General features: G+C 32.8%; 8 protein-coding genes. 5 read left to right on the forward strand and 3 right to left on the reverse strand.

Annotated features, from left to right (window positions below):
• Positions 1-62: 62 nt before the first annotated feature.
• Positions 63-1,328, reverse strand: a complete 1,266-nt coding sequence (locus tag M4I21_RS16585; RefSeq protein ID WP_249560341.1) for a tetratricopeptide repeat protein — start codon at positions 1,326-1,328, stop codon at positions 63-65.
• A gap of 33 nt (positions 1,329-1,361) precedes the next feature.
• Complete coding sequence (gyrA, locus tag M4I21_RS16590) at positions 1,362-3,935, reverse strand: DNA gyrase subunit A (RefSeq protein ID WP_249560342.1); 2,574 nt, start codon at positions 3,933-3,935, stop codon at positions 1,362-1,364.
• 257 nt (positions 3,936-4,192) lie between these two features.
• On the opposite strand from gyrA, the gene M4I21_RS16595 reads away from it, so the two are divergent.
• Both M4I21_RS16595 and M4I21_RS16600 read left to right on the forward strand, forming a co-directional pair.
• Complete coding sequence (locus M4I21_RS16595; RefSeq protein ID WP_249560343.1) at positions 4,193-6,745, forward strand: ATP-dependent Clp protease ATP-binding subunit; 2,553 nt, start codon at positions 4,193-4,195, stop codon at positions 6,743-6,745.
• Positions 6,746-6,951: 206 nt separating this feature from the next.
• The gene (locus M4I21_RS16600; RefSeq protein ID WP_249560344.1) at positions 6,952-7,374 is read left to right on the forward strand and encodes an STAS/SEC14 domain-containing protein; all 423 of its coding nucleotides are present in this window, start codon (positions 6,952-6,954) and stop codon (positions 7,372-7,374) included.
• A gap of 29 nt (positions 7,375-7,403) precedes the next feature.
• Here M4I21_RS16600 and M4I21_RS16605 read toward each other — a convergent pair whose 3' ends face one another.
• On the reverse strand, positions 7,404-8,948 hold the full coding sequence (locus M4I21_RS16605; protein ID WP_249560345.1) for an NAD(P)H-hydrate dehydratase: 1,545 nt from the start codon (positions 8,946-8,948) through the stop codon (positions 7,404-7,406).
• 270 nt (positions 8,949-9,218) lie between these two features.
• On the opposite strand from M4I21_RS16605, the gene thrA reads away from it, so the two are divergent.
• The 3 genes from thrA (at position 9,219) to M4I21_RS16620 (ending at position 14,711) form a co-directional block, all read left to right on the forward strand.
• Positions 9,219-11,663 carry a bifunctional aspartate kinase/homoserine dehydrogenase I gene (gene thrA / locus M4I21_RS16610; protein ID WP_249560346.1) on the forward strand — a complete coding sequence of 815 codons (2,445 nt, stop codon included), beginning with the start codon at positions 9,219-9,221 and terminating at the stop codon, positions 11,661-11,663.
• A gap of 2 nt (positions 11,664-11,665) precedes the next feature.
• Positions 11,666-12,592 (forward strand): homoserine kinase, encoded by a 927-nt coding sequence (locus tag M4I21_RS16615; RefSeq protein WP_249560347.1) that lies wholly within the window; start codon positions 11,666-11,668, stop codon positions 12,590-12,592.
• Positions 12,593-12,716: 124 nt separating this feature from the next.
• On the forward strand, positions 12,717-14,711 hold the full coding sequence (locus M4I21_RS16620; protein ID WP_249560348.1) for a DUF349 domain-containing protein: 1,995 nt from the start codon (positions 12,717-12,719) through the stop codon (positions 14,709-14,711).
• Positions 14,712-15,213: the final 502 nt, after the last annotated feature.

The following is a 15,213-nucleotide window of genomic DNA, read 5'->3' on the forward strand; positions in this document are numbered from 1 at the left end:
AAATATTTAATTCTTTAATAATCTCTATATTGATTATTCTAGAATTAGAAAGTATTAAAAGATTACTCTCCTAACAACTTCTTAAGACGCATAAAGTTTTCGTTATCACCTAATGCACCGTATATGTTTTTTAACTGAGATAATAATGCCTGGTTACCTGGAGTTTGTTTTAAAGCATCTTCTAAAATCTGTGCTCCTTCTTTAAACATACTATCTTTTTTAGCCTTTAACTCATCATACTTAGCAATATCAGCTCTTGTGCTTCCTAATGCATTCATAGAATCAATTAATCCGTTACCTTCATTTACATATGTTGTAGATAAATTTAACTGAGCATTTACATACCCTGGGTTTAATTCAATTGCTTTTTCGTATGCAGATCTAGCTTCAGCTATATTTTCTTGCTCCATATTAATTACACCAATGTTGTAAAATAAATCTGGATTATTAGGATCTACTCTAGTTGCTTCTGCCATTAACTCTTTAAACTTGTCTTTGTGTCCTAATTTATATTGTAGGTTAGCTTCGTTTAAAATTAAATTAACATCACCAGGATTATTTGCTCTTGCATCTTGGTAAGCTTCTAATGCTTTTTCATCTTGCCCTAATTGCGTGTAGATAAGTGCTATGTTCTTAACAATTTCAGCTTTTCTAGAAGGCATCTTTTCTTCTTTTGGTTCTTTGTATTGTTTAGATTTAACCATTAAATCTCTTTGAGCTTTAGCCATTTCTTCTCTTTCACCAGTTGCAATGTTTACAGCAGAATATTTTACTTCACTACCATCGTAGTTTATGTCTTTAAGCTCGTTGTAATACTTAAGAGCTTTTTCCATATTCTGACCATTTACAGCACTGTTAGCTGCATAAAATAAGTATACAGTATCTTGTTTACTTAAGTTATAAGCTAAATATAATTTATCTGCACCAGCATCAAACTTTTTCTCATTATTGTCTTTTATTGCTGCGTTAACAATATCACCAGTCATACCAGACATAGCCTGTTTAGCCTCTACAGTATATTTCTTTTTACCTACTTCTTCTTCGTAAGCAATTAAGTCATTAAAAGCTGCTATAGATTCTTTAAAAGCACCTTCTTCACCAGCTTTAGCTAGTTTTGAAAATGTTTTACCTTTTACTAAGTAATATAATGCTTTTGTTTTCTCGTCTGCAGATCCTAATAATGGTTCTGCTTTTGCCAAAGCAGATTTAGCTTCAGCTGCATTATCAGATTTTAATGCTTTATCAGCAGCCTTTACTTCGTTTTTTTGTGCAAAAGTCATCGCCGAAAACGACATTGCTGCTGTTAATATTAAAAATTTAGTTCTCATTTCAATTTCTATTAAATAATTAGTGTAAAAAATTTATTCTTCCGATTCGGTAGTATCATTATCAAGAGCCGTGCCATCTTCAGGAGCATCCTCTGCTTCTGTAGCATCTAGAGCTTCACCTTCAACAGTTTCTTCTCCTTCTAAAAGTTCTTCTTCTATAGCTGCTTCTTCGTCTTTCATAACTTTAGCTACAGCTGCGATAGAATCTTTTCCTTTTATGTTTATCAATCTAACACCTTGTGTTGCTCTACCCATAACACGTAGATCTTCTACACCCATACGTATTGCAATACCAGATTTATTAATAATCATTAAGTCATCAGAATCCGTAACATTTTTAATAGCTACTAGTCCACCTGTTTTCTCGGTAACACTAATAGTTTTAACTCCTTTACCTCCTCTGTTTGTTATTCTGTAGTCTTCTAAACTAGAACGCTTACCATAACCTTTTTCTGATACTACTAAAATGTCATCTTCAAAGTTATTTACAGATACCATACCTACAACTTCGTCTGTATCATCTGCAAGTGTAATACCTCTAACACCTGAAGCATTTCTACCCATTGGTCTTGTTTTACCTTCTTCGAACCTAATAGCTTTACCAGATTTTAAACCTAAGAATATTTGACTCGTACCTGTTGTTAATTTAGCTTCTAAAAGCTCATCATCATCTTTAATACCTATGGCATTAATACCATTTAAACGAGGTCTAGAATATTGTTCTAGAGATGTCTTTTTAACGGTACCTTTTTTAGTCGCCATAATTACATAGTGACTATTTACATACGCTTCATCTTTTAAATCCTGTGTACAAATAAATGCTTTAACGGCATCATCTTGCTCAATATTTATAAGGTTTTGTATGGCTCTACCTTTAGAAGTTTTACTACCTTCTGGTATTTCGTATACACGCATCCAGAAACATTTTCCTTTTTGCGTAAAGAACAACATATACTGGTGGTTTGTACCAACAAATAAGTGCTCTAAAAAGTCTTCTGTTCTAGTTGATGATGCTTTTTGCCCAACACCACCTCTATTTTGTGTTTTGTATTCTGTTAAAGGCGTACGTTTAATATAACCTGCATGAGAAATGGTAATTACCACTTGCTCATCTGGTATCATATCTTCGATACTTAAATCGCCACCGGCAAAATTAATTTCAGATCTTCTTTCGTCTCCGTACTTTTCTTTAACTTCTAAAAGCTCATCCTTAATAATTTGCATTCTACGCTCTTCATTAGCAAGAATATCTTTTAAGTCTGCTATAGTTTTTACTATCTCATCATACTCTGCTCTTAACTTGTCTTGTTCCAGACCTGTTAATTGACGCAAGCGCATTTCTACAATTGCTTTAGCTTGTATTTCAGAAAGTTTAAACCTTTCAATTAAGTTTTCTCTAGCTTCATCAGCATTAGAAGAACCTCTAATTATTGCAATTACTTCATCTATATTATCAGATGCTATAATTAAACCTTCTAAGATGTGTGCTCTATCCTCTGCTTTTTTAAGCTCAAACTCAGTTCTACGAACAACAACCTCATGTCTATGCTCCACAAAATAGTGAATCATCTCTTTAACATTAAGTAATTGTGGTCTACCTTTTACAAGTGCAATATTATTTACACTAAAAGAGGTTTGTAACGCAGTATATTTAAATAAGGTATTCAATACAATATTAGGTATTGCATCTCTTTTTAAGATGTATACAATACGCATACCGTTTCTATCAGATTCATCTCTAATAGTAGAAATACCTTCTATTTTTTTATCATTAACAAGATCGGCTGTTTTCTTAATCATATCAGCCTTATTCACCTGGTATGGTATCTCTGTAACAACAATACATTCTCTACCTTGAACTTCCTCAAAAGTAGCTTTTGCACGCATCATTACACGGCCACGACCTGTTTTAAAAGCCTCTCTAACGCCATCATAACCATATATAATACCACCTGTTGGAAAATCTGGGGCTTTTATATGTGTTATTAACTCATCTATTTCAATATCATTATTCTCTATATATGCAATAGTACCATCTACAACCTCTGTTAAGTTGTGTGGAGGCATATTTGTAGCCATACCTACTGCAATACCAGAGGCACCGTTTACTAGTAAATTTGGAATTCTTGCTGGTAAAACCGTTGGCTCTTTTAAAGAGTCATCAAAGTTTAGTTGATGATCTACCGTATCTTTTTCTATATCTGCCAACATGTCATCGGCAATTTTACGCATACGTGCTTCCGTATAACGCATTGCTGCCGGACTATCACCATCAATAGATCCAAAGTTACCTTGACCATCTACAAGCATATAACGCAAGCTCCATTCTTGAGCCATACGCACCATAGAGTCATATACAGAAGTATCTCCGTGTGGGTGATACTTACCTAAAACCTCACCCACAATACGGGCAGATTTCTTATGCGCACTATTGGAACGAACACCCAATTCATGCATACCATATAAAACCCTCCTGTGTACAGGCTTTAAACCATCTCTTACATCTGGTAAAGCACGTGATACAATAACCGACATTGAATAATCAATGTAGGCAGATTTCATTTCGTCTTCTATGTTTATTGGAATAATTTTTTCCCCTTCTGCCATATTAAAATCTTATATACTATTTGATTAAAAATTTGATGCCAATATACATAAAATCATTACGAGAAAAGCACAATTACATCACTTTAATACATTTTTTATTAACACTTTTTAGTAGACAAATAGTTAATAATTATTTAAAATATGATAGTCCAACCCACTTTATTCGACAAATATTTCAACTTTAACGAATATAGGAACAGTATTTGCCTTAGATAGAAATAGATTTATTACTTTTATAATTGATTAAGGATTAATTTATGGATGACAATTTTTCACCTAGAGTAAAGGATGTAATTGCGTATAGCAAAGAGGAGGCTTTAAGACTTGGGCACGATTTTATTGGTACCGAGCACTTAATGCTTGGCTTGTTGCGAGACGGAAACGGAAAAGCAATTAACATATTAGATGCATTAGAAATAGATTTAGATCATTTGCGACGCAAGGTGGAAATACTGAGCCCTGCAAATCCTAATTCTGATAATCTGCAAAAAGATAAAAAAAACTTGCACTTGACTAGGCAAGCAGAACGCGCGTTAAAAACAACTTTTTTAGAAGCGAAACTTTTTCAAAGTTCTTCTATTAATACGGCGCACTTATTATTATGTATTTTGAGAAACGAAAACGACCCAACTACAAAACTTTTACACAAGCTAAAAGTAGATTACGATAACGTTAAAAGCGAATTTAAATCTATTATCACTAAAGATGAAGACTTTATAGATACACCAAGAGCAGAGTCTTTTCCTGGTGATTCTGATAGTAGTGATAATGACGAAAAAGAAAACTTTGGCGCTACGACCGGAGGTCCTAAATCTAACAAAAAATCTAAAACTCCAGTTTTAGACAACTTTGGTAGAGACCTAACTAAAATGGCAGAGGAAGACAAATTAGATCCTGTTGTTGGTAGAGAAAAAGAAATAGAGAGAGTTTCACAAATCTTAAGTAGAAGAAAAAAGAACAACCCTCTTTTAATAGGTGAACCTGGTGTTGGTAAAAGTGCCATCGCAGAAGGTTTAGCCTTGCGTATTATAAACAAAAAGGTATCAAGAATTTTATACAATAAACGTGTTGTAACCCTAGATTTAGCTTCTTTAGTTGCCGGTACAAAATACCGTGGTCAGTTTGAAGAGCGTATGAAAGCTGTTATGAACGAACTAGAAAAGAATGATGATATTATTCTTTTTATTGATGAAATACACACTATTGTTGGCGCAGGTGGTGCAACAGGAAGTTTAGATGCTTCTAATATGTTTAAACCAGCCTTAGCTCGTGGAGAAATACAATGTATTGGAGCAACTACTTTAGATGAGTATAGACAATACATAGAAAAAGATGGTGCCTTAGAGCGTCGTTTTCAAAAGGTTATTGTAGAACCAACTACTGTAGACGAAACAATAGAAATTTTACAGAATATTAAAGGTAAGTATGAGGAACACCACAATGTAAATTATACAGACGAGGCTATTATTGCCTGTGCTAAATTAACGAACCGTTATATGACAGATCGTTTTTTACCAGACAAAGCTATTGATGCCTTAGATGAAGCTGGCTCTAGAGTGCATATAATTAATATGGACGTGCCTAAACAAATTTTAGAGTTAGAAAAACAACTAGAAGATGTTAGAGTACTAAAAAATACCGTTGTAAAAAAACAACGATATGAAGAGGCTGCAAAGCTTAGAGACGACGAAAAAAGAATTGAAAAGGACTTAGCTATTGCCCAAGAAAAGTGGGAAGAAGAAAGCAAGCTACATAGAGAAACCGTATCTGAAGACAATGTTGCAGATGTTGTTTCTATGATGAGTGGCATACCTGTAAATAGAATTGCACAAACAGAAATTAACAAATTAGCAGAATTACCTAACCTTATTAAAAGTAATGTTATTGGTCAAGATGATGCTGTTGCTAAAGTTTCTAAAGCCATACAGCGTAACAGAGCCGGACTTAAAGATCCTAACAAGCCAATTGGTTCGTTTATCTTTTTAGGTCAGACTGGTGTAGGTAAAACGCAATTAGCTAAAGTACTAGCTAAAGAATTGTTTGATTCTGAAGATGCTCTTATTCGTATTGATATGAGTGAGTATATGGAAAAATTTGCAATTTCTAGATTAGTTGGTGCACCTCCAGGATACGTTGGTTACGAAGAAGGCGGTCAATTAACTGAAAAAGTACGTAGAAAACCATATTCTGTAGTATTATTAGATGAAGTAGAAAAAGCGCATCCAGATGTGTTTAATATGATGCTTCAGGTTTTAGATGATGGCTTTTTAACAGATAGCTTAGGTCGTAAAATAGATTTTAGAAATACAATCATCATTATGACTTCTAACATTGGTGCACGTCAATTAAAAGACTTCGGACAAGGTGTTGGTTTTGGTACATCTGCTAAAAAAGCACAAGCAGATTCTCATCAAAAAAGTGTTATAGAAAATGCTCTTAAAAAAGCATTTGCTCCAGAGTTTTTAAATAGGATTGATGATGTTATTGTCTTTAACCCTTTAGAAAGAGCAGATATTCACAAAATCATAGATATAGAACTTAAAAAATTATATAGTAGAATTAGCGATTTAGGATACAACCTTAACTTATCAGAAAAAGCTAAAGACTATATAGCAGATAAAGGTTTTGACAAACAATATGGAGCAAGACCATTAAAAAGAGCTATTCAAAAATACATAGAAGATGCGTTAGCAGAAGAAATAGTAAATTCTAAGCTAGTAGAAGGAGATAGCATCTTTATGGATTTAAATGATGAAAAGAACGAGCTTACTATTAAAATTGAAAAAGAAGGTAAAGCTTCTGAAGCATAAACTTAATTACGAGTTCATAAACCAAAAAGGAGTCAATTTTCATTGGCTCCTTTTTCTATTAAATAGTGTTATACGCAAGAAAAACAAAACAATATTCTGTTTTTACCAACTGTTAAAGGATATATTAACCTTTTATCTAGTTTTTTTCTAATTATCTTAACATAATTTTAATTTAGCGCCCGAACACTATTTATTACATACAGAATATGAAAATGGGGCAAACCAAAAAGGCTGTAATTGTTAAAGAATATCAATTAGAGTCTGGAAGAATATACATATATGACAATTATATGGTGGCTTCTTTTGACGAAGGAACTACGATCACATTAGAAAAAACTTTTCAAATAATTGGCATTTCAGAAATACATTTTAGGGATAGAGATTTTGGGTATATAAGTCTACGTAAAAACTCGTACGCTATAGATCCAACAGTCTATAATTTTGTTAGAGGATTAGAGAACCTAAAAGCACTTGCTATTGTTTCTGTAAAAGAGATAGATATGCACAACTTTAAAATTGAGAAAATGTTCTACAAAAAACCAATGAAGTTTTTTATAGAATATTCTAATGCATTGACTTGGGTAAAAAAAAGATTAGCTACAGCATCGGCTACAAAAACTAAAGAATAGTTTCTGTAAGCCTTACTATAACTAATATATTATGCTTGTTGCTGCTCTTGTGCTTGTGGAGCTTCAGGTCTTCTAAATAACTCTATAAACGCCCCACCTAGAGTATTAGCAATATTAGACGCTGTTAAGGATTGATATCCTAAACTCTCTACTGCCAAGTCACCAGCACTACCGTGCAAGTAAACACTAAATACGGCAGCAATAACTGGCGAGTAGCCTTGTGCTATAAAACCTGTAATAACCCCTGTTAAAACATCACCACTACCAGCTGTAGCCATTCCTGGGTTCCCAGAAGTATTTATAAATCCTTTTCCTTTGTATAGCGTTATGGTATGTGCCCCTTTTAAAACTAACACACACTTGTATTGTTCAGAAAAAACCTTTGCTTTTTCTAATTTTTCAAAATCATTACTCCACGCACCTACTAAACGTTCTAACTCTTTAGGGTGTGGCGTTAACACGCTATCTTCTGGTAATAATTCTAATAATTTTTTATTAGTGGACAAGATGTTTAATGCATCTGCATCTACAACCAAAGGTGTTGTATTTGTTTCTAAAAATTTAGAAAAAGCTTCAACTGTTCTTTTATCCTGACCAAGGCCTGGTCCTACACCTATCACTGTTGCTTTTAGATCAAAATTAAAATCAGTTATATGATCATCAGATTTAGAGGTTTGCACCATAACTTCTGGCATCGCTGTTTGCATTGGTATGTAACCACACTTAGGCAAATAGGCAGAAACTAAACCACTACCCGAATTTAAAGCTCCTTTTGCTGCCAATATTGTAGCACCTACTTTACCGTAACTACCGCCAATTATTAACGAATGACCATAAGTACCTTTGTGAGCAAATTTTTCTCTTGGTAAATACAACTGCAAAACTTCATTTTTACTTACTAAATCAAACTCAGTTTCTGTCTTAGCTATATATTCCGCATCTATACCTATATCTAAAATTTCCCACTGATTAAAATAAATGCCTGTTTCCGGTAAAAAGAAAGCCAATTTAGGAGATTGAAACGTTAGGATATGGTTTGCGTGTATTATTGCTTTTGGATCTTTTACAACTTTATCCAAAAACAAGCCAGAAGGCACATCTACCGCTAATATAAATGCTTGTGAATTATTAATATGGTCCATTAATTTTGCTACCCAACTAACAGGCGCTCTGTTTAAACCAATTCCAAAAATAGCATCTAAAATTATGTCTTCTTTTGCTATTACAGGCAACTCACTCTCTTCTGTTAGAAAATTAGGCCATATATTTCTATCCTTAAGACGCTTTAGATTTGTTAAAAATTCATCTGTTCTTTTTTCATTATAATTTACAATATACACTTCAATATTATAACCGTGTTCTTGTAAATGCCTTGCCACAGCTAAACCATCTCCTCCATTATTACCAATACCACAAAACAAATGTATTTTTGGCTGTGCCCCTTGTAACCTTAAATGCAACCAATTAAAAATTTGCGTTGAAACACGCTCCATTAACTCATCGCTTGTAATTTGCTGCTTTTCAATTGTAAACTTATCAGCTTCGTATATTTGTGCACCTGTAAAAATCTTCATTCAATAAAAATATTAGCCTTTTACTATTAAATTGGTAAAAGTTTTAGAAATCATTTGTTTAAAAAGACAAAAGTACTACATTTGATTCGTTAATAAGCAAAGCTTAAATAAACATTTTGGACAACGTAACTACATTTTCTACAACCATTTTTACTTGTGTTATTACAAACACAACAATTACCCCTATGGGGTTATTTGCTATATAATACACGTCCATTTTACGTATTGATTTTTTTTCAATACAAATAAAAAATCTATAATTATTTTACAATGAAAGTATTAAAGTTCGGCGGAACTTCGGTTGCCAATGCCAAAAATATAGAATTAGTTAAAGACATAGTTTCAAAATCCACATCTAAAACAGCCGTGGTTGTTTCTGCTTTTGGTGGCGTTACAGATTTACTATTAGAAGCTGCTCTATTAGCATCTACACACCAAGAAAACTACAAAAATGTTTTTTTAAAGATTGAAGAAAGACATATAAATACTATAAAAGAACTAATTCCTATAACCAACCAAAGCAAAGTTTTAAGCAAAGTAAAAACCGAACTAAACATATTAGAAACATTATTAGAGGGCGCATTTTTTATTGGCGAAATAACTCCTAAATTATCAGATAAAATAGTAAGCTATGGAGAACTATTATCTTCTTACATTATTAGTGAATACTTTATAGCACAAGGTCTAAATGCAGCATACAAAGACAGCAGAGAACTTATAAAAACTAATGCCAATTATGGTAAAGCTGCAATTCAAAATTTTATAGAAACAAACCACTTAATTGAAGGTTTCTTTAACACTACAAAAAGCAAAATTACTGTTTTAGGCGGTTTTATTGCTTCTTCAACAAAAGGAGATTCAACAACCTTAGGTCGTGGTGGGTCTGATTATACAGCAGCCATTATTGCAGCCGCAGTTACTGCAGAAAACTTAGAAATATGGACAGATGTAAGCGGTATGTATACTGCAAATCCTAGAATAGTAAAACAGGCAAAAGCAATTTCTAATATATCATATGAAGAAGCAATGGAACTTTCTCATTTTGGAGCCAAAGTTTTATATCCACCAACAATACAACCGGTACTTGCAAAAGGTATCTCAATTGTAATAAAAAACACGTTTGACCCTGAATCTCAGGGAACAATTATAACTAAAAACCCAGATAAAAACGGAAGAACTGTTCGCGGAATTAGTCATATAGAAAACATCAGTCTCCTATCTTTAGAAGGCCCAGGAATGGTAGGCATACCTGGTATATCTAAACGCTTTTTTGAAGTGCTTTCATTAGCGCAAATTAGTATTGTACTTATTACTCAAGCCTCTTCAGAACATTCAATTTGTGTTGGTATTTCTGCCGATGATGTAACTACAGCAGAAGATGCTATTAATTCCGAATTTGAGTACGAAATTTCATTACGAAAAATTAAACCCGTCTTGGTTGAAAATGACCTTGCTATTATTGCTCTTGTCGGTGACCATATGAAAAACCACCAAGGGTTAAGTGGTAAAATGTTTAGTACACTTGGAAAAAACAACGTAAACATTAGAGTTATAGCACAAGGATCATCTGAGCGTAATATATCAGCCGTAATAGATAAGTGCGATGTTAAAAAAGCTTTAAATGCTCTTCATGAAAAATTCTTTGAAGAGAATACCAAGCAACTTAACCTGTTTATTATGGGTGTTGGTAATGTTGGTTCTAAATTATTACATCAAATTAAGCAACAAAAAAAATACCTTAAAGACAATTTAAAATTAAACATTAGAGTAATTGGGATATCTAATTCTAGAACTATGTTTTTTGATGAAGACGGCATCTCTTTAAAGAATTGGGAAACCCAATTAGCTAGCGGAGACAAAGCTGATAAAGAAAAGTTCTTTTCTAAAGTAAATAAACTAAACTACAGAAATAGCATTTTTATAGATAATACAGCCAGTGATGTAGTATCTAGAACCTATGCTGACTACTTAAGCAATAGTATCTCTGTTGTGACGTGCAATAAAATTGCTTGTTCATCGGAATATGATAACTATAGTAAATTAAAATATTTAGCTCAAAAATACAATGCTCCGTTTTTGTTTGAAACCAATGTAGGCGCAGGTTTGCCAATTATAGACACGTTAAAACATTTAATTGCATCTGGAGATAAAATATTAAAAATACAAGCCGTATTATCTGGTAGTTTAAACTTTGTATTTAACAACTTTAATAGTTCTACTACTTTTCATGACATCGTAAAAGAAGCGCAAGAAGAAGGTTACACAGAGCCAGATCCTAAAATAGATTTGAGTGGGATAGATGTTGCACGTAAAATTTTAATTTTAGCAAGAGAAAGTGGTTACAAATTAGATATTGATGAAATAACGAACAAACCATTTTTACCAGAGGAAAGCTTATCAACAACAAATAACGAAGACTTCTTTGCCTCTCTTATTAAGAATGAAGATTCTTTCCAGGAAATGTTTAATGAAGCTGACAAAAAAGATTGCAAACTAAAATATGTTGCTCAGTTTGAAAATGGAAAAGCAAGCGTTGGCTTACAGCATATACCAAAAGGACACGATTTTTACAATTTAGAAGGTAGTGATAATATTGTTTTATTTTTTACAGAAAGATATCCCAATCAACCTATGATCATAAAAGGTGCTGGCGCCGGAGCAGATGTTACTGCCTCTGGCATATTTGCTGATATAATAAGAATTGGAAACTTTTAATTATGAAAAACGAAATTAGAGTATTTTGTCCAGCCACTATAGCAAATGTATCTTGTGGTTTTGATGTTCTTGGTGTTGCATTAGACAATGTTGGTGACGAAATGGTTGTCAGAAAAACTACTGCGAAGGGCATAACAATTACAAAATTAGAAGGTCAAGATCTACCATTAGAAACGCATAAAAACGTTGCTGGTGTTGCAGGCTTGGCTTTATTAGCTGCTACAGATTACACTGGTGGTTTTGAAATAGAAATATATAAGAAAATTAAAGCTGGTAGCGGTATAGGAAGTAGCGCTGCAAGCTCTACTGGAGCTGTTTGGGCAATGAACCAATTACTAGGTAAGCCTTTTTCTAATCTAGAACTTGTACAATTTTCTATGAAAGGAGAAGAATTAGCAAGTGGTGTGCAACATGCAGATAATGTAGCTCCAGCAATATTTGGGGGTTTTACTTTAGTTCGAAGCTATAATCCGTTAGATATAATTAAAATAAATACCCCTAAAGAACTTTACGCAACGGTTATACATCCGCAAATAGAGATAAAAACATCTGATTCTAGAAAAATACTTAAAACAACAATTTCTTTAGCAGACGGTATTAAGCAATGGGGTAATGTTGGCGGACTTATCGCTGGGTTATATACAGAAGACTATGATTTAATTGGCAGGTCACTACAAGATTACATCATAGAACCTATACGCTCTATACTTATACCTGCTTTTGACAATGTAAAAAGTGCTTCTTTAGAGGCTGGTGCGTTAGGTTGCGGAATTTCAGGTTCTGGGCCTTCTATATTTGCCCTAAGCAAAGGAAAAGAAAAGGCTACGCAAGTAGCCAGTGCTATGCAAGATGTTTACAACAAAGTGGGCATACCTTATGATATCCATGTGTCTAGCGTAAATTTGGAAGGGGTTAAAATAATAGAATAACAAATAATAAGAAAATTAGCACTAACAAATGTGCAATTTAAGGCTACTAAAAACGCATTAAGTTTTGCCGTTTGTTTGGTTGTTAGTATATTACCAGTATATAGAAATCCAAATACTAAAGATTATGTTGGAAGACAGCAAAGAAGAACTACAAAACAATGTAGAGGGTGAAGAAAATTCAGAAACTACTGAAGCAACAATTGCATCAGAGAAAATCGCTGAAATAAAAAATGAAGATCTTGACGACTCATCATCTACAGAAGAAACTGAAGATGACAAAGAAATTATAGATGAGATTGAAGAGACTAATGCAGAAGATGCAGAGGATCAAGACAATCAAAAAAGACACGAAATACCGTTACTAGATTACCATGCAATGAGTATGGAAAATTTAGTAGGAGAGTTACAGCGTTTGGTTAAAAATGAAAAAGTACAAGCCATTAAAAAACATGTTGATGGTATTAAATATGAATTCGATTTAAAGTTTCAAGAATTTCTTGAACATAAAAAGGAAGAGTTTATAGCTAATGGTGGCAACGAAATTGATTTTAAATACAACTCTGTATCTAAAAGACAGTTTAACGAAGTCTTTTCTGATTACAGAGAGAAAAGAGATGAGTACTACAAGAATCTAGAACAAAATCTTCAAAAAAATCTAGAAAAACGACTTCAAATAATTGAAGATTTAAAAGGTCTTGTAAACGTAGAAGAAGATATAAATACTACATACAAAAATTTTAAAGACCTTCAAGAAAATTGGAGAAATGCTGGTCCAATTCCTAGAACAGATTATAACAATGTTTGGAAAACATACCACCACCACATAGAAATATTTTATGACTTTCTTCATTTAAACAGAGAGTTAAGAGATTTAGATTTTAAACACAACCTAGAAGAAAAGCTTAAGTTAATAGTTAGAGCTAACGCCTTAACACACGAACCAGACCTTAGCAAAGCCTTTAGAGAATTACAAACTTTACACAAAATTTGGAAAGAAGATATTGGCCCGGTAGGTAAAGATCATAGAGAACTAATTTGGGACGAATTTAGTAACGCTACAAAAGTACTGCACCAAAGAAGACAAGATTACTACAAAGACCTTGATAAAGTTTACGAGGTTAACTTAGAAAAAAAGAATTCTATTATAGAAAAAATAATAGCTATTTCAGAAAATACATCTAGTAACCACAAAGAGTTACAAAAACAAATAAAAGAAATAGAAGCTCTAAGAGAAGAGTTCTTTAATGCTGGTAAAGTACCTCAAAAGTCTAACGAACAGACTTGGGCAACCTTTAAAGAAGCTGTAAAAACATTTAATAAGTCTAAAAATGCTTTCTATAAAAACTTAAAAAAGGAACAACAAGATAATTTAGATAAAAAGAGAGCTCTACTAGAAACTGCTATCGAAATAAAAGATAGCGAAGATTGGGACGTTGCAACTAAAGAAATGAAACGCGTACAAGGAGAGTGGAAAACAATTGGCCACGTTCCTAGAAAATATTCTGACAAGATATGGAACGAATTCAAGGCTGCTTGTAATCATTATTTTGATAGACTTCACGCTTTAAAAAATCAATCTAGTAAAGATGAACTAGAGAATTTAGAACATAAAACAGCTTGCTTAGACAAATTAAAAGAATTTCAACTTTCTGGTGATAGATCTAAAGATTTAACAAGTATTAAAGAGTTTATAAACGAGTGGAAAAGTTACGGACACGTACCATTTAAAAAGAAAAACATAAATAATAAGTTTAATACTATTTTGGATGCCATATTTAGAAAACTAGATATTAGCAAGCAAGAATCAGAATTACTTAAGTATGGTGATAAGATTCAAAAATTATCTTCTAGCGATAATGAAAATGCAATTTACAAGGAAAGGTTGTTTATTCGAAGAAAAATTGATGAATCTAAAAACGAAATTCGCCAATTGGAAAACAATTTACAGTTTTTCTCTAATGCCTCTGAAGATAATCCTTTAGTTAAAAATGTTTTAAAGAATATTAATAATCAAAAAGAATCTTTAAACACATGGAAAGCAAAATTAAAAAAGCTTAACATACTCGAGAATACTAAAAACAAGGAGGAAGATGATTTAAGTAGTAGTGAAGAAGAGTAATTTCTATTAGATAAAGTATATCAAAAAGGGCTAGAAACATATGTTTCTAGCCCTTTTTCTTTGTAGTAAACTCTATGATATTCACATACTAGTCCCTATGAATACATCACCAATAACAACAAATAGTACCTTAATTACTAGATAATCCATATTCTATTTAGAGTAAACTCTACTTTTGAAGCAAGTTAGCACCTCTAATACCACTACAAAATAGGTATTCTAATGCTGTATACTTGCTTATATAAATATAACCAGCCCAATTTTGGATATACACGGGTATACTCCTTTCTAAATAAAAAAAGGCCTAGAGTATATCTAGGCCTTTTTTTTGTTTCTGTGTGTGTGTGTGTGTGTTTCTGTTAGTGTTTCTGTTAGTGTTTCTATAGATTACCACCTATAAATCTACACTAATCTTTAAATTTAGGGTATAAAAAAAGCCCTTATCGTTAGATAAGGGCTTTTGAAAAAAGGCGACGGCCTACTCTCCCACCTAGTGGCAGTA

Source organism: Cellulophaga sp. 20_2_10 (assembly GCF_023476645.1).
Lineage (GTDB): Bacteria > Bacteroidota > Bacteroidia > Flavobacteriales > Flavobacteriaceae > Cellulophaga.